Genomic DNA, 18,934 nt, shown 5'->3' on the forward strand with positions numbered 1-18,934 from the left:
CGAAACCCGGCCGAGAACCGAGAACTGGACGCTCTCGATACAACTCTCAACCAAAGGAACCCACAAAGGGGTTGTTACTTGGCACTGACTTTCGGCACGCTGTTGAGTTCTCAAGGAGCGGACGCGCGCGTCTTCCGGCCGTTTCACGGGCCATTGTTCGCGGCGGTTTCCCCACTGTACACCGTGCTCCGCAGCAGTCGAACCTCAGGGGTTCGGCCGGCGGTTTCCCGGGCCCTGCGGCCCGGTCTGTTCTCGCTCGGTGCAGGAAGGACCATACACGCCCTCCGGAGGCCGTGCACGGGGGGTCCCGGAGGCCCCCGCGGGCGCCGGGACCGCCGGTCCGCCGCGCGCCGGGGTACCCGCGAGCGACGCCGACCGGAGCGGGGCGCCACCCACGAGGGGTGCACGCCCCCGCACGGCACCTCAGGCGACGCCGCGGGGGCGGAACTGGACGCTGACCCGTGGGCCGACGGGCTTCGCGGTCTTGGGGATGCAGTGCTCCCAGGTGCGCTGGCAGGACCCGCCCATCACGACCAGGTCGCCGTGCCCCAGCGGGAACCGCAGGCTCTCGCCCCCGCCGCCGGCCGGCCGCAGCAGGAGCGGGCGCGGCGAGCCGAAGGAGACGATGGCCACCACCGTGTCCGCGCTGCGCCCCCGGCCGATGCGGTCCCCGTGCCAGGCCACGCTGTCCCGCCCGTCGCGGTACAGGCACATCCCGGCGGTGACGAACGGCTCGCCCAGCTCCTCGGCGTACCGGGCGCTGAGCGCCTCCCGCGCCCGGGTCAGCAGCGGGTGCGGCAGCGCCTCCCCGCCGCCGTACCAGCGCAGCAGGCGGGGCACCGCGACCTCCCGCTCGTACATCTGCCGGCGGTCGGCCCGCCAGCCGATGTCGCCGAGGAGCACCTCGAGGACGGCGTCGGAGCCGGTGACCCAGCCCGGCTGGTGGTCCACCCAGGCCCCCCGCGCCAGCGCGTGCCGCGCGGGGCGCAGGGAGGTGAGCACCGCTTCCTCGGCGAGGTCCCAGATCGACGGCTGGTGCGCGAGGGCCATGCGCCGAGGGTACGCGGTATCGAACGTGTGTACGAGTTCGTGGGGTTTCGGTCAGGCGGTGAGCGCCAGCGCGAACGGCAGCACCCGGGACGCCCCGGCCAGTCGCAGCTCCCGCCCGGCCACCGTCATGGTCCAGCGGGAGTCGGCCAGGTCGTCGACGAGCAGCACCGGCACCGGCCCCAGCTCCGCCAACCGCGACCGCAGCTCCGGGCCGACCACGATCCGCTGCCAGACCCCGGCGAGCCGGAAGGCGCTGTTGCCGCCCGGGCCACCGGTGGGGCCGCCGTGCGCCAGGGAGAGCTCGCCGAGGTAGGGGAGCCGGCCGAGCCGGGCCAGCCCCTCGGCCGCACCGGTGACCAGCCGGGGCCGGCGGCGGGAGGGCACCGCCACCACCGCCGCCGGCCGCTCCGCCCAGTCCCAGGCGCCCAGCACCCGCGCGCAGGCCCGCAGCAGCTCGTCGTCCGGCGGCGCGTCGTGGCCCCGCTGCAGGGACCCGCGCCGAGCATGCGCGGCGCGGGGAGCAGCAGTGCCCTGCTGGTCGAAGGCGGCGTCCGGGTCCTCCTCGATGCCGGGCGCCTCCAGGTCGAGCGTCACCGTGCCGCCCACGCCGTCGTCCCCCAGGAGGTCGCGCAGCTTCTGCCCCCAGCCCAGGTCGGTCAGCCGGGCGACGGCCCGGCCCGGGTCGAGCTGCTCGCCCGGGGCGATCTTGCCCTTCACCTCCACCCCGAGCCGGTCGGCGCCGGTCGGCCACTGGGCCCTCGGGGCCAGCTCCACGCCGGGGCGGTCGAGCACGGCCGACGCCGCCTCGGCCGCCGCGGCGGGCACCTCGGTGGCGTACCAGGGGCCGGCGCAGACGTCGCAGCGGCCGCAGGGCGCGGCGGTCGGGTCGTCCAGGGCCTCCTGCAGGAAGGCCATGCGGCAGCGCGCCTCGTCGACCGGGCGGGCGTAGGCGATCATCGCCCGCTGCTCGGCCTCCCGGGTGCGGGTCACCCGGGCGTACCGGTCGGCGTCGTAGACCCACGGCCGGCCGGTGGCGTGCCAGCCGCCCTGGACCCGCTCGACCGCGCCGTCGACGGCGAGGACCTTGAGCAGCAGCTCCAGCCGGGACCGGCGGACGTCGGCCACCGTCTCCAGCCGGGCCACCGACCAGGCCCTCCCGTCGGACATCGCGGTCAGCACCGCGGCGGCGTGGTCCTCCCGCGGCATGGACGAGGTGGCGAACCACTGCCAGATCGCGAGGTCCTCCGGGCCCGGGAGCAGCAGCACGTCGGCGTGCTCGACGGCGCGGCCGGCGCGGCCGACCTGCTGGTAGTAGCTGACCGGGGAGGACGGCGCCCCCAGGTGGACGACGAACCCGAGGTCGGGCTTGTCGAAGCCCATCCCGAGCGCCGAGGTGGCCACCAGCGCCTTGACCCGGTTCTCCCGGAGCGCCTCCTCCGCCTCGCGCCGGTCGGCGTCGTCCAGCCGGCCGGTGTAGGCGCGCACCTCGTGGCCGGCGTCCCGGAGCAGCGCCGCGGTCTCCTCCGCGGCGGAGACGGTCAGCGTGTAGACGATCCCGCTGCCCGGGAGGTCGCCGAGGTGGGCGGCCAACCAGGCCAGCCGCGCGCGGTCGGTGGGCAGCCGGAGGACGCCGAGCCGCAGCGAGTCGCGGGCCAGGGCGCCGCGCACCGTCGTGACGCCCACGCCGCCGGCCCCGAGCTGCTCGGCCACGTCGGCCACCACCCGCTCGTTCGCCGTCGCGGTGGTGGCCAGGACGGGGGTCCCGGCCGGGAGGGAGCCGAGCAGGTCGCGGATGCGGCGGTAGTCCGGGCGGAAGTCGTGGCCCCAGTCGGAGACGCAGTGCGCCTCGTCGACGACGAGCAGGCCGCAGCGCTGGACCAGCCCCGGCAGCTGCTCCTCGCGGAAACGCGGGTTGGTGAGCCGTTCCGGGGAGACCAGCAGCACGTCGACCTCGTCCGCGGCCAGCGCCGCGGCGACGTCGTCCCACTCCGTGGCGTTGGCGCTGGAGATCTCCACCGCGCGGATGCCGGCCCGCGCGGCCGCGGCCACCTGGTCGCGCATCAGCGCGAGGAGCGGGCTGACCAGGAGGGTGGGCCCGCGGCCCCGCCGGCGCAGCAGCGCGGTGGAGACGAAGTAGACCGCCGACTTGCCCCAGCCGGTGCGCTGCACCACCAGGGCCCGCTCGGACCGCTCGACCAGCGCAGAGACGGCGGCGTCCTGCCCCTCGCGGAAGACCGCGTCGGGGCGGCCGGTCAGCTCGCGCAGCACCCCGAGGGCCTCGACGTCGAGGTCGGACGGCGGCGCTGCGGTGCTCATGGCCCCCGACAGTAGGGACCGGGACCGACAGGGGCGTCCCGGGGCGCGCATGCTGGGGACGATGGAGGAGGATCCGGGGACGATGCCGCCCTTCGTGCCGATCCGCGTGCCGCCCCCCGACAACCACGTGCACACCCGGTGGTCCTGGGACACCCCCGACTCGGCGACGATGGTGCGCGCCTGCGAGCGCGCGGTCGCCCGGGGGCTGCCGGCCATCGCCTTCACCGAGCACCTGGACTTCACCACCTGGTCCCCGGAGGACCGGGCGACCGCCGAGGGGCTGGTCGACCGGCACGCCTCCCGGCACCTGCCCATCGACGTCGAGGGCTACTGGGCCGAGCTGGAGGAGTGCCGCGAGCGCTTCCCGCAGCTGCGCATCTGGTCGGGCGTGGAGACCGGTGAGCCGCACCTGTTCGCCGCCAGCGTCGCCGCGCACCTGCGCGACGCCCCCGTCGACCGGGTGCTCGGCTCGCTGCACTCGCTCGGCGAGGGCGGCCGGCTGCACAGGGTGGGCCGGATGCTGTACCCGGACCCCGACCCGACGATGCGGCGCTACCTCGCCGAGGTCGTCGACATGGTGGAGAGCAGCGACGTCTTCCAGGTGCTGGCGCACGTGGACTTCCCCCGCCGCTACTGGCCGGGCGGGCCCGACGCCTACCAGGAGAAGGACTTCGAGGAGGAGTACCGCGCGGTGTTCCGGGCGCTGGCCGGCACCGGGCGGGCGCTGGAGGTCAACACGACCAGCCCGCTGGCGTCGGTGGACCAGGTGCGCTGGTTCCACGAGGAGGGCGGGGAGGCGGTCAGCTTCGGCAGCGACGCGCACCAGCCGGCGGCGGTCGGCCAGCACTTCGACCTCGCCGTGGACGTCGTGGAGGCCGCCGGCTTCCGCCCGGGTCGGGACGCCTTCGACTTCTGGCGCCGCTGACGGCGCACCGCGCCGGTGCCGGCCGAGCGGGCGCCCACCGGTCGTCTCGCACCGACTACTTCACCGCTAAGACAGTTCGGGCTAGGGTCGGCCGGTGCCCACCTCCCGCCGCGTCGTGATCGCCCTCGGCGGCAACGCGATGACCGGACCCGACGGCTCGGCGACCCCGGCGGCCCAGCAGCGCGCCCTCGCGGTGGCCGCCACCCACGTCGCCGCGGTGGTCGCCACCGGGGCCGACGTCGTCCTCACCCACGGCAACGGGCCCCAGGTGGGGAACCTGCTGGTGAAGAACGAGCTGGCCGCCCACGAGGTCCCGCCGGTGCCCCTGGACTGGTGCGTCGCCCAGACGCAGGCCACCATCGGGTTCACGCTGGCCGACGAGCTCGACGCCGCCCTCGCCGCCCGCGGCCTGCCGCAGCGCACCGCCGGCCTCGTGACCCGCACCCTCGTGGACCCGGACGACCCGCACTTCGCCGAGCCGTCGAAGCCGGTCGGCCGCCACCTGCCCCGCGAGCGGGCCGAGCTGTTCATCGCGCACGGCCAGACCTGGGAGGACCGGGGCGAGCGGGGCTGGCGCCGGGTGGTCGCCTCGCCGGTGCCGCGCTCGGTGGTCGACGTCCCGGCCATCGCCGCCCTGGCCGCGGCCGGCTTCGTCGTCGTGTGCGCCGGCGGCGGCGGCGTGCCGGTCGTCCCGGACGGGCCCGGCGGCGCGCTGCGCGGGGTGGAGGCGGTCATCGACAAGGACCTCACCGCGGCGCTGCTGGCCCGCGAGCTCGGCGCCGACACCCTCGTCATCGCCACCGACGTCCCGCACGTGATGGTCGGCTTCGGCACCCCCGCGGCCCGGCCGCTGGGCCGGGTGACCACCGCGGAGCTGCGCGCGCACGCCGCGGCCGGCGAGTTCGCGCGCGGCTCGATGGGCCCGAAGGTCGAGGCCGCCCTGGGGTTCGTGGAGGGTGGCGGCGGCCGCGCCGTCATCACCTCGCTGCAGCACATCGCCGACGCCGTCACCGAGGACGACGCCGGCACCGTCCTGACCGCCAACTGAAGAGAAGGCCCCCCTGCCCCCACCGCTCGCACGCTCGCGGCGGGGCCCGGCAGGAGGGCCGACCCCGGAACGAAGGAGTAGTGTCCCGTGCCCGCACCGATCGAGGTCCGCAAGATCCCGCTGCACTCCGTCAGCGACGCCTCCGAGCTCGCGAAGCTCATCGACGACGGCGTCCTCGAGGCCGACCGGGTCATCGCCGTCATCGGCAAGACCGAGGGCAACGGCGGCGTCAACGACTACACCCGGATCATCGCCGACCGCGCCTTCCGCGAGGTGCTCGTGGCGAGGGGGACGCGCTCGGCCGAGGAGGTCAAGGGCGTGCCGATCGTCTGGTCCGGCGGCACGGACGGCGTCATCAGCCCGCACGCGACGGTCTTCGCCACCCTGCCCGAGGACGCGGTCGAGAAGACCGACGAGCCGCGCCTGACCGTCGGCTTCGCGATGAGCGAGCAGATCCTGCCCGAGGACATCGGCCGGGTCGCCATGATCGAGAAGGTCGCCGCCGGGGTGAAGCAGGCGATGGCCGAGGCCGGCATCGACGACCCCGCCGACGTCCACTACGTGCAGACCAAGACCCCGCTGCTGACCATCGACACCATCCGCGACGCCAAGTCCCGCGGGAAGACGGTGTGGACCGAGCACACCCACGAGTCGATGGACCTCTCCAACGCCACCACCGCGCTCGGCATCGCCGTCGCGCTCGGCGAGATCGACATGCCGGGGGACGAGGACGTCATGCACGACCTCTCGCTGTTCTCCTCGGTGGCCTCCTGCTCCTCGGGGGTGGAGCTCGACCAGGCGCAGATCGTCGTGGTCGGCAACGCCCGCGGGCACGGCGGCTCCTACCGGATCGGCCACTCGGTGATGCAGGACGCCCTCGACCAGGACGGCATCTGGGCGGCCATCCGCGACGCCGGCCTGGAGCTGCCCGAACGGCCGCACCACAGCGACCTCGGGGGCCGGCTGGTCAACGTCTTCCTCAAGTGCGAGGCCGACCCGTCCGGGGCGGTGCGCGGCCGGCGCAACGCGATGCTCGACGACTCCGACGTCCACTGGCACCGCCAGATCAAGGCCTGCGTCGGCGGCGTGACCGCCTCGGTCACCGGCGACCCGGCGGTCTTCGTCTCCGTCGCCGCCGTGCACCAGGGCCCCTCCGGCGGCGGCCCGGTCGCCGCCATCGTGCAGGCCTGATCCACCGGTCCTCCCGCCGCGGTCGGGGGGTCGTCGCCGGCCGGCGACGACGCCCTGACCGCCGGGCGCGCCGGTCCCACCGGCGCGCGGGCCCGGTGACGGCGATCCGCGCCGGCCGTCCTCTAGGTTGATCGCCCGACGGTCCCGGCGGCGGGGCCGGCCGGACGAGGAGCCCGACGGTGATCAGGTCGAGGCGCTGGGCGCACGCACTGCCCCTGGTGGTGCTCGTCCTGTTCGCGGGCGCCGACCTGCTCGCCGGGCCCGACCGGGTGCTGCTCAGCCTGGTCGTCATCACGCCGGTCGTGGCCGCCACCAGCCTGGGCCGGCGGGCGACCCTGGCCTACGCCGTCCTCGCACTGGTGACCGCGGCGCTGCTCGGCGTCTACGACGGGCAGTACGACCGGCGCGACATCGACGTCCAGGTGGTCCGGCTCTTCGCCGTGGCCCTCGGGGGCGCGCTCGCGGTCGCGGCGAGCACGCTGCGGCTGCGCCGCGAGGAGGACGTCGCCCGGCTCAGCGCCGAGGCCGCCCGGACGACCGCGGTCGTCCAGCTGGCCGAGGACCTGCAGCGGGACCTGCTGGGCCCGCCGCCGCAGGTCGAGCCGTGGGCGTCGGCGGTGCGCTACCTGCCGGCCAGCCGGCACGCGCAGGTCGGCGGGGACTGGTACGACGCCTTCCCCGACCCCGAGGGCCGGACCGTGCTGGTCATCGGGGACGTCGCCGGCCACGGGCCCTCCGCGGCGGCGACGATGGCCCAGGCCCGGGGGATGCTCCGGGCCGTCGCCCAGTCCGCCGACGGGTCCCCCGCCTCGCTGCTGTCGGCGCTGGACCGGGCGTTCGCCGTCGTCGGCGTGCCGACGCTGATCACCTGCGTCGTCGCCACGGTGGACCTGCGCCCGCACCCGGGGGACGACGGCCCCACGGCCCGGCTCCGCTGGTCCAACGCCGGGCACCCGCCCCCCGTGCTGCTGCGGGCCGACGGCCGGGCGGAGCTGCTCGAGCGGGTACCCGACCTGCTGCTCGGGCTGGCCGCGGGCGCCGCCCGCCACGACCACGCGCAGGACCTCTGCCCCGGCGACACCGTGCTGTTCTTCACCGACGGCCTCGTCGAGCGCCGCGGCGCGCCGATCGACGCGGGCCTGGCCTGGCTGACCGGCACGCTCGAGGGGCGCGCCTCCCGCTCGCTCGACGAGCTGTGCGACGGGCTGCTCGAGGCGATCGGCGGGCGGGTCGACGACGACGTGGCCCTGCTCGCCGTGCGGGTGCCCGACGGCCGCTGACCGCCCGGGCTACCGCTCGTCCGGCGCCCGGCCCGCGTGGTCGACCAGGTCGGCCGCGCTGCCCGAGCGGCCGTCCGCGCGGGCGCAGGAGGCGCAGCAGTAGAACGTGCCGTCGGCCTCCACGCCGTGCCCCACCACCCTCACCCCGCAGTTCTCGCACACCGGCGCAAGCGCGTGGATGGCGCACTCGAAGCTGTCGAAGGTGTGCACCGCGCCGGCGGCGTGCACCTCGAAGCTGAGCCGGTAGTCGTTGCCGCAGACCTCGCAGCGGGCCATGGCGATCCCTCCGTCGGCGTGCACCCTCGCCCGCCGCTCTACCCGGGCCGGGGGCGCGGTAACGGCCCCGGACGCCGGGGCGGGGGGCCGGGCCCGGCGCGTCAGCCGGGGGCGACCGACACCAGGGCGAAGCCGCGGCCGACCAGGTCGAGGAACCCGCCGGGGTCGTCGTCGGGACGCCAGGTGGCGAAGGCCGCCCCGAGGACGCCGGTGGCCGCGGCGGCCAGCAGCGCGGCCGCGAGCGGGTCGTCGGGCCGCTGGCGGTGCACCCACGCGGTGAGCGCCGTCCCGACGTGCCCGTAGGCGGCCTGCTGGTAGGCGGCCAGCTCGGGGTCCTCGGCCAGCCGGCGCCGGAGCGCGAGGGTCGCGGTGTGGGCCGTGAGGTACTCGCGGCAGACCGCGGCGAGGGCGGCCCAGGGGTCGCCGGCCCCGTCCGCCGCCGCGAGGAGGTCGGCCAGCCGCCGCGCGTCGTCCGGATCGGGGTCGAAGAGCGCCGCGGCCTTGGTCGGGAAGTGGTTGAAGAACGTCCGCCGGGAGACCCCGGCAGCTGCGGCGATGTCGTCGACGGTCACCGCGGCGAAGCCGCGCCGCCCGACGAGGTCCAGGGCCGCGGCCTGCAGCGCGCGCCGGCTCCCCCGGCGGCGCTCCTCCCGCACGGACCGCTCCCCCACGCGACCCAGGGTAGCGGCGGGCGGCACCCGGACCCTAGGGTCCGCTGCACTCAGTGCAACGAGAGGAGACCGGCATGACCACCCGCCGACTCGAGGGCAAGGTCGCCCTCATCACCGGTGCCGCCCGCGGCCAGGGCCGCGCGCACGCCGTCCGGCTCGCCGCCGAGGGGGCCGACGTCATCGCCCTCGACGTGAACGCCGACGCCCGCACGACGGCCTACGCGGGACCGACCGCCGAGGACCTCGCCGAGACCGTCCGGCTGGTCGAGGCCCAGGACCGGCGGATCGTCGCCCGCGAGGCCGACGTCCGGGACTTCGCGGCCCTGTCCGCGGTGGTCGCCGACGGGGTGGCCGAGCTCGGCCGGCTCGACGTCGTGGTCGCCAACGCGGGCATCTGCTCGGCGGCCCTGTCGTGGGAGATCTCGCTCGAGCAGTGGCAGGAGACGATCGACACGAACCTGACCGGGGTCTTCCACACCGCGAAGGCGACCGTGCCGGTCCTGCTGGAGCAGGGCACCGGCGGGTCGATCATCATCACCAGCTCGGTGGCGGGGCTGCGCGGGCTGCCCTTCCTCGGGCACTACGCGGCCAGCAAGCACGGCGTCGTCGGCCTGGCCCGCACCATGGCCAACGAGCTGGGGCAGCACGGCATCCGGGTCAACACGCTGCACCCGCACGGGGTGGCCACCGGCATGACCGTCCCCGACATGCAGCCGCTGATGGATCGCTACGCCCCGACGCTGGGGCCGATCTTCATGCAGACGCTGCCCGACCAGGTGTCCCAGCCGGAGGACATGGCGGCCGCGGTCGCCTGGCTGGCCTCCGACGACGCCCGGCACGTCACCGGCGTCGCGCTGCCCGTGGACCTCGGCACCCTCGCCCGCTGACCCGCCCGCGCCGGCCGGGGGCGGGGTCGCGCCGGTTGGCGGTCGAGTGCGACGAACTCGTGGTCCTCGGGAGCCGATCACCCCGGGTTCGTCGCACTCGACCGGCAGCGGCCTCCGGTGGCGCCTCGGCTGGCCCCGCGCGCGGCGGGTCAGGCCGCGGCGGCGCCCCGCGCCTCCTCGGCCAGCGCGGTGAGCGCGGTCTCGAAGCACTCCCGCGGCGGCTGCACGAGCCCGGCGCCCACCTGCCCGGTGCCGGCCACCCGCCCGGCCATGCCGGTGTTGATCTGCGGCAGCCAGCCGGTGCGGGCCACGGAGAGGACGTCGATGCCGGTGGGCGCGCCGCGGAAGCCGAGGATCGGCACCTGCATCGCCGGGTTCTCGGTCAGCGTCAGCTGGTACATCCGCTCGGTGGTGGCCAGCGCGTCGGGCACCGAGCCGCCGACGAACCGGACGATGGCCGGCGCCGCGGCCATGCAGAACCCGCCCACCCCGTAGGTCTCCATGATCGCCGAGTCGCCGATGTCGGGGTTGGCGTCCTCGGGCCCGAAGTCGCCGAGGAACAGGCCGACCGGGGTCTGCGCCGGGCCGGTGAACCAGCGGTCGCCGGTGCCGGCGGTGCGGATGCCGAACTCGGTGCCGTTGCGGGACATCACGGTGACCACCGTCGACCCGGGGATCGAGCCGACGGCGTCGAGCGCGAGCTTCGCCGTCGGCATCCCCAGGTTGAGGAAGAAGTGCTCGTTGCCGCCGATGAAGCGCAGCACCGCGGCGATGTCGGACGACGGCGCGTCGACGGCCACGACCGCCGGGGACAGCTCGCGCAGGGTCATCAGCGAGCCGGCCCGGTTGCGGTTGTGCCCCTCGTCGCCCATCTGCAGCATCTGCGCGAGCACGGCCTTGACGTCCAGCGGCTCGGCCATCGACCGCACCGCGGCGGCCAGCACGGGGCCGAGCACGTCGCGCATCCACCGCAGCCGGGTGAGCACCTCGTCGCCGTAGGCACCCATCCGGAGCACCTTGCCCAGGCCCTCGTTGAGGTTGCAGAAGGCCTGCCCGCCGTGCACGGGGTCGGCCAGGCACCACATCCACATCGACGGGCTGGTCACCCCGGCCATGGGGCCGACCGTGCGGTGGTGGTGGCACGGGTCGAGGGCGATCTCCCCCGCCGCGAGCAGCCGCTCGGCCTCCTCGACCGTGCCGGCCCAGCCCTCGAACAGGCAGGCGCCGACGAGCGCCCCGCGCATCGGGCCGGAGGCCGTCTCCCAGGTCAGCGGCGGCCCGGAGTGCAGCAGGGTGCGGTCGGGCAGGTCGAGCACCTCGCGGGCGGGGCGGACGTCGACCAGCTGCGAGCCGGCGGCCACCAGGCGCTCGACCGCGGTGCGGTTGGCGACGGCCCGGCGCGGGTCGAGGGCGAGCGCGGCCAGGTCGGCGGGGTCGCCGAGGCCCGGCGGGCGCCAGTCGACGTCGTGCACCTCGGCGCCCTGGGCGCGCAGGGCGCCGGAGAAGACGTCGACGCCGGCCGCGACCACGGTGGGGGCGGCGGAGAGCAGGTCCGACAGGCTCACGAGGCGGCTCCCAGGAGCTCGAGGGCGTGCCGCGTGGCCGCGGCGTTGGAGGCGAAGACGGCGGCGCCCGCGGCGGCCAGGGCGTCGGCCTGCCGGGTCCAGCCCTGCGGGTCGGCCTCGGTGCCGACCAGCGCGACGACCACCGGCAGCGGGTGCGCCGAGGTCTCCCGGGCGGCCCGCAGGGCGGGCACGAGGGCGGCCGCGGGGTCGGCGTCGGCCCCGTACCCGAGGACGACGTCGAGCAGCACGACCGCCGGCTCCTCCCCCGCGGCGACCCCGGCCAGGGCCTCCAGCCGCAGGGTCGGGTCGATCATCGGGTGGGCGCGGCCCACCGTCAGGGCGTCGTCCCCGAAGTCGACCACCACGTGCCCGGGGGCGGACAGGTCCGTTCCCAGGTCCAGCTCGGGCCGCAGCGGGGTGTTGGAGCGGATGTCCCCGAGCGCGGGGGCGGCGACCAGCATCGCCTCGTCGGCGAGGGTGCCGCCGGAGTACAGCCCCTTGAGGGCGGCACCGGGCGCGGCCCGCGTGCCGTCGCCGGGGCGGGACGGCCAGGCGGGGACGGCGACGCCCAGGTCGCCCAGCAGGGCCTCCACCGCGGCGGTGAGGTCGGGGGTCTCCGGCGACAGCGCGGCCGAGCGCACCGGCACCGACAGCCGGCCGGCCGCCTCGGCGACCGCCGCGGCCACGGACGGCGCCGGGGGCTTGGAGACCAGCAGCACCCGCTCGGTGGCCGGGTCGGCGTCCAGCGCCGCCAGCGCGTCGAGCGTGGCCAGGCCCCCGACGGCCTCGGACAGGTCGCGGCCCCCGACGCCGAGCACGTGGGAGACCCCGACGCCGGCCATGTCGAGCAGGCAGGAGACCTGCTGCGCGCCGGTGCCCGACGCGGCGACCAGGCCCACCGGCCCCCGGCGGACCACGTTGGCGAAGCCGAGGGCGACGCCGGAGACCACCGCCGTCCCGCAGTCGGGGCCCATGACCAGCACCCCGGCGGCGTGCGCGGCGCGCTTGAGGGCCACCTCCTGCTCGACCGGGACCCCGTCGGAGAAGACCAGCACGCTGCGGCCGGCGGCGATGGCGTCGGCCGCCTCCAGCGCCGCGAACTGCCCCGGGACGCTCACGATCGCCAGCACCGGGCCGCCGCCGGCCAGCGCGTCCAGGCCGGCGTGCGTGGTCCGGGCCGGGACGGCGTCGGCGCTCGTGCCGGCGCGCTCGCGGGCGGCCAGGGCGGCGTCGACGGCGGCGACCGCGCCGGCCAGGACCTCCTCGTCCACGGCCTCGACGGCGACGAGCAGCTGGTCGGGCGAGGCGTCGCCGTCGGGGGCGAGCCCCATGGCGCCGGCCAGGTCCAGGTTGAGCGGGGTGGCCATGGCGACGAGGACGGCGGAGACGCCCTCGCGGGCACCGATGTCGCGGCTGACCTGCATCAGCTTCACCGAGTCGGCGTAGACGCCGCTGCGGAGGGTGACGTGCCGGGCCGCGCTGCCGGGAGGTGCGGAGCTCACCGGGCGACCGTACCGGGAAACTGCCTCAGCGGTGAGGTATCAGGTCGGTGAAGATTTAGCGGTGAGGTACTTCCGGAGGCTCCGGGACGCGTGACAGATTGGCGCCTCTCCGGCCGCGGCGGGCCCGTCCGGCCGGGTCGGCGCAGGACACGAGGAGGCCTGGATGGCGTTCGGCTGGAAGCTCTACGGGGACGGCAAGACCCCGCCGCTGGGCGAGGCCGTCGCGCCCGACGAGCGCCTGTCGTGGCCCCGCACGGCAGGCATCGGGGCGCAGCACGTGGTCGCCATGTTCGGTGCGACCTTCGTCTTCCCGCTCATCATGGGGCTCGACCCGAACCTCGCGATCATGATGAGCGGCGTCGCGACGATCATCTTCCTGCTGATCGTCAAGAACCGGGTGCCCAGCTACCTGGGCACCAGCGCCGCCTTCGTGGGCGGGGTCGCGGCGATCCGCGCCACCGGGGGTGACTCCTCCGACGTCGTGGGCGCGCTGCTGGTCGCCGGCGTCGTGCTCGCGCTGGTCGGCCTGGTCATCCACTTCGCCGGCCTCGGTGTGATCAACAAGGTGCTGCCGCCGGCCGTCACCGGCGCGGTGGTCATGCTGATCGGCTTCAACCTGGCCCCGGTCGCCGCGGGCATCTACTGGCCGCAGGACCAGTGGGTCGCGCTGGCCACGATGACCTTCGTCATCGTGGCCTCGCTGGCGCTGCGCGGCTTCCTCGCCCGCATCTCCATCCTTCTCGGCCTGGTCTTCGGCTACCTGATCTCGACGCTGTGGGACACCCTGGGCGGCCCGATCACCTCCCCGGACGGGACCGGCGAGGTCTCCACCCGGGACCGGATCGACTTCAGCGCGGTCGGCGCGGCCGACTGGTTCGGCCTCCCCGAGTTCACCTTCCCGACGTTCTCGCTGAACTACAGCCTGCTGGTCATCCCCGCCGTGATCGCCCTGGTCGCCGAGAACGCCGGGCACGTCAAGGCGGTCGCCGAGATGACCAAGCGCGACCTGGACCCGGTGATGGGCCGGGCGATCATGGGTGACGGCATCGCCACCGTGGTCGCCACCTCGGTCGGCGGCTCGCCCACGACCACCTACGCCGAGAACATCGGCGTCATGGCCGCCACGCGGGTGTACTCGACGGCGGCGTACTACGTGGCCGCGCTCGTGGCGATCGCGCTGGGCCTGATCCCCAAGTTCGGCGCGCTGATCAGCATCGTCCCGGGCGGGGTGCTCGGCGGGATCACCGTCGTCCTCTACGGCATGATCGGCCTGCTCGGCGCGAAGATCTGGAAGGAGAACCGGGTCGACTTCGCCAACCCGATCAACCTCGTGCCGCTGGCCGCGGGGATCATCATCGGCATCGGCAACGTGACCCTGACCTTCTCCGACGAGTTCTCGCTGACCGGCATCGCGCTGGGCTCCATCGTGGCGGTCGCCGCCTGGCACCTGGCCCGCGTGCTGGCGCCCGCGGACATGAAGGCCGCGCTCACCCGCGAGGGCGCCCACCCGGCTGCGGGCACCACCTTCGGCCACGTGCACGGCGACGAGGTCAGCCCCGACCCGTCGTCGGTCGACCAGGTCGGCCGCCCCGGCGTCACCGGTTCCCGGACCCCTGGGAAGGACATGTTCCACAAGTGAAACCCGCCCCCTTCCGCTACGCCGACCCCCGGTCCCTCGACGAGGCCCTGGCCGTGCTCTCCGCCGAGGAGGGCGCCAAGGTGCTCGCCGGCGGCCAGTCGCTGCTCCCGCTGCTGTCCATGCGGCTGGCCGCGCCGGCCGTGCTCGTGGACATCAACCGGGTGCCCGGCCTGGACGCCGTCGAGGCGACCGGGGACGGCGTGCGGGTGGGGGCGCTCGTCCGGCACGACGCGCTGCTCCGCGACGCCGCCGCCGCCCGGGTCCAGCCGCTGCTGGCCCGGGCGACGGCGAACGTCGCCCACCCCGCGATCCGCAACCGCGGGACGACCGTCGGCTCCATCGCCCACGCCGACCCCTCCGGCGAGATGACCTCCGTCCTCGCCCTCACCGACGGCTCGGTGACCGTCGCGACGCCGGAGGGCACCGGCACGGTCGGCTGGCGCGACCTGTTCGTCGGGCCGCTCGAGACGTCGGTGACCGGCCCCGCCGTGGTCACCTCCGCCTTCTTCCCCGCCCTCCCGGAGCGGTCGGGGACCGCCTTCGCCGAGGTCGCCCGGCGCAAGGGCGACTACGCCGTCTGCGGCGCCGGCGTCGTCGTCACCCTCGACGCGGACCGCCGCGTGAGCGCCGCCCGCGCCGCCTACGTCTCCGTGGGCCTGGTGCCCGAGGTGCACGACCTCACCGACGCCGTCGCCGGGGCCCCCGCGGAGGAGGCCGACTGGGCCGCCGCCGGGGCACTGGCCCGCTCCCTCGTCGAACCCGACGGCGACATCCACGCCAGCGCCGACTACCGCCGGCTGCTGGTCGGCGTCCTGACCGAACGCACGCTCGCCTCCGCCGCCGCGGAGGCACTGGGGAAGGTGGCATGACCACGTCCGTCGACGCCGAACGCACCATCACCGTCACCGTGAACGGGGTCCCGCGGCAGGCCACCGTCCCGGTCCGCCGGTTGCTCTCCGACGCGCTGCGCCACGACCTCGGGCTGACCGGCACCCACGTGGGCTGCGAGCACGGGGTCTGCGGGGCCTGCACCGTGCTGGTCGACGGGGCGCCCGTGCGCTCCTGCCTGCTGCTGGCCGTGCAGGTCGACGGCGCCTCGGTCACCACCGTGGAGGGGCTGGCCCGCGAGGACCAGCAGGGCGGGCAGGTGCTGCACCCGGTCCAGGAGGCCTTCCGCGAGTGCCACGCCCTGCAGTGCGGGTTCTGCACCCCGGGCTTCCTGGTGACCATCGCCGCCGGCCTGGAGGCGCGCGACGCCGACGGGCCGATCACCGACGAGGAGGTCGAGGAGATCGTCGGCGGCAACCTCTGCCGCTGCACCGGCTACGCCAACATCAAGAAGGCCGTGCACCACGCCGACGCGGCCATGCGGGACGCCCGGTGACCGCCCCCGCAGGCCGCGGACAAGGAAGCCGTGCCCATGTCGCGGGCTCCGATACGAGGGGAAGGCACCCCATGCCTCTGCCTGCGGGGGGACGACGGTGACCACCAAGCTCTTCGGTGAGCCGGTCCGCCGCCGGGAGGACGCCCGGCTGATCACCGGCCGGGGGCGGTACCTGGACGACATCGGCGCCGGCGCGCTGGCCGCGGCCTTCGTGCGCAGCCCGCACGCGCACGCCCGCATCACCGGCATCGACGTCGACGCCGCCCTGGACGTCGAGGGCCTGGTCGCGATCTACACCTACGAGGACCTCACCGGCCCGCTGGCCGAGCCGCTGCCGGTGCTCATCCCGCACCCGCAGCTGCACGCGCCGCGCACCGGCTACCCGCTGGCCAACGGGGAGGTCAACCACGTCGGCGAGCCGGTGGTCATGGTGGTGGCCACCGACCGGTACGTCGCCGAGGACGCCTGCGACCGCATCGTCGTCTCCTACGAGGAGCTGCCCGCGGTCGTGGGGGTGGACGCCGCCCGCGCCGCGGAGCACGCCGTCCACGAGGAGATCCCCGGCAACGTCGCCGCCCGGCACCACCAGGAGACCGGGGACGTCGAGCCGGCGCTGGCGGCCAGCCCGCACACCCTCTCCTTCACCCAGTACATCGAGCGCAGCGCCTGCATGCCGCTGGAGGGCAAGGGCGTGCACGCCCGCTGGGACCCCGACGACTCGTCGCTGCGGGTGCACACCAGCACCCAGGCGTCCACCTCGGTGCGCGCGGCGATCGCGGCGAAGCTGGAGCTCTCCCTCGACGCGGTCGAGGTCGTCGCCCCCGACGTCGGCGGCGGTTTCGGCGTGAAGATCGTGCACCCGTGGCCGGAGGAGCTGCTGGTGCCGATGGCCGCGATCGCGCTGGGCCGCGAGGTCAAGTGGGCCGAGGACCGCCGCGAGCACTTCATCTCCTCGGCGCACGAGCGCCAGCAGCGCCAGGAGATCACCGTCGGGTACGACGACGAGGGCCGGGTCACCGCGCTCGACGTGCACATCTGGCACGACAACGGGGCCTACACGCCCTACGGGATCATCGTGCCGATCGTGACCGCCACCCAGCTGGTCGGCCCGTACGACCTGCCCGTCTACCGGGTGGTCGTGGAGAGCGTCTACACCAACACGGTCATCGTGACCCCCTACCGCGGCGCCGGCCGGCCGCAGGGCTGCTACGCCATGGAGCGGACGATGGACCGCATCGCCGACGCCCTCGGCCTGGACCGCGCCGTCGTCCGGGAGCGGAACCTCATCCGGCCCGACCAGTTCCCCTACGACCACCGCCTGACGTTCCAGGACGGCCGGCCGGTCATCTACGACTCCGGGGACTACCCCGGCCTGCTGACCAAGCTCAAGGACCTCGTCGGCTGGGACGCGGTGGAGGAGCGCCGCCGCGACGCCGAGCGGCGCGGGAAGCTGCTCGGCGCGGGCATGGCCCTCTACGTCGAGGGCACCGGCCCCGGCCCCTACGAGGGCGGGCACGTCCAGGTGCTCGGCAGCGGCAAGGTGCTGGTCTCCACCGGCCTGACCAGCCAGGGGCAGGGCCACGAGACGGTGTTCGCGCAGATCGTCGCCTCCGAGCTCGGCGTCCCGATCGAGGACGTCGAGGTCACCACCGGCGACACCCGCCGCTTCGGCTACGCGGTGGGCACCTTCGCCTCCCGCGCGGCGGTCATGAGCGGCAACGCGGTGGCCCTGGCCGCCCGCGGGGTGCGCGCGAAGGCGCTGCGGATCGCCGCCGACGCCCTCGAGGTCGACCCGCAGGACCTGGAGATCGACGAGGGCGTGGTGCAGGTCAAGGGGACGCCGGGCGCGTCGATCCCCCTGCGCACGGTCGCCGTCCTCTCCAACCCGCTGCGGTACGCCTTCGACGAGGCCGCCCGCCAGGCCACCCAGTTCGCCGGCCCGGCCGACGACTCCAGGCCGCCCGTGGCCGAGGGGGACGCCCCGGGGCTGGAGCACCGCGACTACTACTCCCCCGTCCGCTCCACCTTCGCCTCCGGCGCGCACGCCGCGGTGGTGGAGATCGACCCGGCGACCTGGGAGATCGACGTCGTCACCTACGCGGTCGTGCACGACTGCGGCAACGTGGTGAACCCGATGATCGTCGAGGGGCAGGTGCACGGCGGCGTCGCGCAGGGCGTCGGCGGGGCGCTCTACGAGCGGATGGCCTACGACGCCGACGGGCAGCTGCAGAACGCCTCGTTCATGGACTTCCTCATGCCCTACGCCAGCGAGGTCCCCGACGTGGTGATCGACCACCAGGAGACGCCCTCGCCGCTCAACCCGCTGGGCATCAAGGGGGCCGGCGAGGCCGGCGTCATCCCCGGGACGGCGGCGATCGCCTCGGCGCTCGAGGACGCCACCGGCCGGCGCATCGCGGCGATGCCGCTGTCCCCCACCCAGCTCTACGACCTCGTGCGCGACGAGACGACGGAGCGGACCGCGCAGGCGGCCCGCAGGACAGGAGTGCCCGCGTGAACCTCGACGGCTCAGCCGTGCTGCACGCCGACCCCGAGCGGGTCTGGTCGGTCATCACCGACCCGGCGGTGCTCGCCCGCACGATCCCCGGCTGCGAGTCGCTGGAGCAGACCGGCGAGGACAGCTACCGGATGAACGTCTCGGTCGGCGTCGGCGCCGTGCGCGGCACCTACGCCGGCGAGGTGCGGCTGTCGGACAAGGACCACCCGAAGTCCTACGTCATGCACGCCTCCGGCGCCGGCGCCCCGGGCAACGCCCGGGCCACGGTCACCATCGGGCTGGAGCCGGCCGACGGCGGGACGACGACGCTGACCTACTCCGCCGATGCCGTCGTGGGCGGCCCGGTGGCCGGCGTGGGCCAGCGGATGATGACCGGCGTCGCCAAGCGCATGGCCGGCCAGTTCTTCTCCGCGATCGACGACGAGCTGACCGGGCGGGCCGCCCCGGTCGCCGCCCCGGCCGAGCCGCGCCCGTCGGCCGCCGCGGTCAGCGAGACGGGGGTGGCGGCGCCCGAGGCGGCCGCCGCCGCGCCGCAGGTCTTCGCCGGGCGCGCGGCCGCGGCCCCGGCGGCGGTCGGCGGCGAGGTGCGCACCCTCGCCCTCGGGGCGGTGGGCGGCGCCGCGCTCACCCTGATCGGCGTGCTGGTCGGCTACCGCCTCGGCCGCCGTCCCTGAGCCGCGCAGCC

16 protein-coding genes are annotated in these 18,934 nt (G+C 75.6%); 10 read left to right on the forward strand and 6 right to left on the reverse strand.

Annotated elements, in window-relative coordinates:
• Nucleotides 1–423 precede the first annotated feature (423 nt).
• Nucleotides 424–1,050 carry an alpha-ketoglutarate-dependent dioxygenase AlkB gene (locus tag D0Z06_RS17050; protein WP_117378754.1) on the reverse strand — a complete coding sequence of 209 codons (627 nt, stop codon included), beginning with the start codon at nt 1,048–1,050 and terminating at the stop codon, nt 424–426.
• Between the two features lie 51 nt (nt 1,051–1,101).
• Nucleotides 1,102–3,366 carry a RecQ family ATP-dependent DNA helicase gene (locus D0Z06_RS17055; RefSeq protein WP_117378755.1) on the reverse strand — a complete coding sequence of 755 codons (2,265 nt, stop codon included), beginning with the start codon at nt 3,364–3,366 and terminating at the stop codon, nt 1,102–1,104.
• A 61-nt stretch (nt 3,367–3,427) separates the two neighbouring features.
• Between D0Z06_RS17055 and D0Z06_RS17060 the strand changes: the two genes are divergently transcribed.
• The 4 genes from D0Z06_RS17060 to D0Z06_RS17075 all read left to right on the forward strand — a co-directional run bounded on the left by D0Z06_RS17060 (nt 3,428) and on the right by D0Z06_RS17075 (nt 7,810).
• Nucleotides 3,428–4,291, forward strand: a complete 864-nt coding sequence (locus D0Z06_RS17060) for a PHP domain-containing protein (protein WP_233517758.1) — start codon at nt 3,428–3,430, stop codon at nt 4,289–4,291.
• 94 nt (nt 4,292–4,385) lie between these two features.
• Nucleotides 4,386–5,339 (forward strand): carbamate kinase, encoded by a 954-nt coding sequence (locus D0Z06_RS17065; RefSeq protein WP_117378757.1) that lies wholly within the window; start codon nt 4,386–4,388, stop codon nt 5,337–5,339.
• An 87-nt stretch (nt 5,340–5,426) separates the two neighbouring features.
• Nucleotides 5,427–6,530 carry a barbiturase gene (gene bar / locus D0Z06_RS17070; protein WP_117378758.1) on the forward strand — a complete coding sequence of 368 codons (1,104 nt, stop codon included), beginning with the start codon at nt 5,427–5,429 and terminating at the stop codon, nt 6,528–6,530.
• Between the two features lie 179 nt (nt 6,531–6,709).
• Nucleotides 6,710–7,810: a PP2C family protein-serine/threonine phosphatase gene (locus D0Z06_RS17075; RefSeq protein ID WP_233517759.1), complete on the forward strand. Its 1,101-nt coding sequence runs from the start codon at nt 6,710–6,712 to the stop codon at nt 7,808–7,810.
• Nucleotides 7,811–7,819: 9 nt separating this feature from the next.
• Here D0Z06_RS17075 and D0Z06_RS17080 read toward each other — a convergent pair whose 3' ends face one another.
• Together D0Z06_RS17080 and D0Z06_RS25885 are read right to left on the reverse strand one after the other, a co-directional pair.
• Nucleotides 7,820–8,086 carry a hypothetical protein gene (locus tag D0Z06_RS17080; protein ID WP_117378828.1) on the reverse strand — a complete coding sequence of 89 codons (267 nt, stop codon included), beginning with the start codon at nt 8,084–8,086 and terminating at the stop codon, nt 7,820–7,822.
• A 101-nt stretch (nt 8,087–8,187) separates the two neighbouring features.
• Nucleotides 8,188–8,757: a TetR family transcriptional regulator gene (locus D0Z06_RS25885; protein ID WP_117378759.1), complete on the reverse strand. Its 570-nt coding sequence runs from the start codon at nt 8,755–8,757 to the stop codon at nt 8,188–8,190.
• Nucleotides 8,758–8,831: 74 nt separating this feature from the next.
• On the opposite strand from D0Z06_RS25885, the gene D0Z06_RS17090 reads away from it, so the two are divergent.
• Nucleotides 8,832–9,644, forward strand: a complete 813-nt coding sequence (locus D0Z06_RS17090; RefSeq protein ID WP_117378760.1) for a mycofactocin-coupled SDR family oxidoreductase — start codon at nt 8,832–8,834, stop codon at nt 9,642–9,644.
• 149 nt (nt 9,645–9,793) lie between these two features.
• Here the strand turns inward: D0Z06_RS17090 and D0Z06_RS17095 are convergent, their stop codons facing one another.
• On the reverse strand, nt 9,794–11,209 hold the full coding sequence (locus D0Z06_RS17095) for a YlbE family protein (protein ID WP_233517760.1): 1,416 nt from the start codon (nt 11,207–11,209) through the stop codon (nt 9,794–9,796).
• The gene (locus D0Z06_RS17100; protein WP_233517761.1) at nt 11,206–12,711 is read right to left on the reverse strand and encodes an FdrA family protein; all 1,506 of its coding nucleotides are present in this window, start codon (nt 12,709–12,711) and stop codon (nt 11,206–11,208) included. The genes D0Z06_RS17095 and D0Z06_RS17100 overlap by 4 nt, the downstream gene beginning before the upstream one ends.
• A gap of 163 nt (nt 12,712–12,874) precedes the next feature.
• Here D0Z06_RS17100 and D0Z06_RS17105 point away from each other — a divergent pair, with 163 nt between their 5' ends.
• The 5 genes from D0Z06_RS17105 (at nt 12,875) to D0Z06_RS17125 (ending at nt 18,923) form a co-directional block, all read left to right on the forward strand.
• Nucleotides 12,875–14,350, forward strand: coding sequence for a uracil-xanthine permease family protein (locus D0Z06_RS17105; RefSeq protein ID WP_117378761.1), 1,476 nt, complete (start codon nt 12,875–12,877; stop codon nt 14,348–14,350).
• The gene (locus tag D0Z06_RS17110) at nt 14,347–15,219 is read left to right on the forward strand and encodes an FAD binding domain-containing protein (protein WP_117378762.1); all 873 of its coding nucleotides are present in this window, start codon (nt 14,347–14,349) and stop codon (nt 15,217–15,219) included. The genes D0Z06_RS17105 and D0Z06_RS17110 overlap by 4 nt, the downstream gene beginning before the upstream one ends.
• Complete coding sequence (locus D0Z06_RS17115) at nt 15,216–15,734, forward strand: (2Fe-2S)-binding protein (RefSeq protein ID WP_117378763.1); 519 nt, start codon at nt 15,216–15,218, stop codon at nt 15,732–15,734. The genes D0Z06_RS17110 and D0Z06_RS17115 overlap by 4 nt, the downstream gene beginning before the upstream one ends.
• A gap of 97 nt (nt 15,735–15,831) precedes the next feature.
• The gene (gene cutA / locus D0Z06_RS17120) at nt 15,832–18,249 is read left to right on the forward strand and encodes an aerobic carbon-monoxide dehydrogenase large subunit (protein WP_117378764.1); all 2,418 of its coding nucleotides are present in this window, start codon (nt 15,832–15,834) and stop codon (nt 18,247–18,249) included.
• Complete coding sequence (locus tag D0Z06_RS17125; protein ID WP_117378765.1) at nt 18,246–18,923, forward strand: CoxG family protein; 678 nt, start codon at nt 18,246–18,248, stop codon at nt 18,921–18,923. Before cutA ends, D0Z06_RS17125 begins: the two co-directional genes overlap by 4 nt.
• Nucleotides 18,924–18,934: the final 11 nt, after the last annotated feature.

The sequence above is a fragment of the Geodermatophilus marinus genome (assembly GCF_003428645.1).
Lineage (GTDB): Bacteria > Actinomycetota > Actinomycetes > Mycobacteriales > Geodermatophilaceae > Geodermatophilus.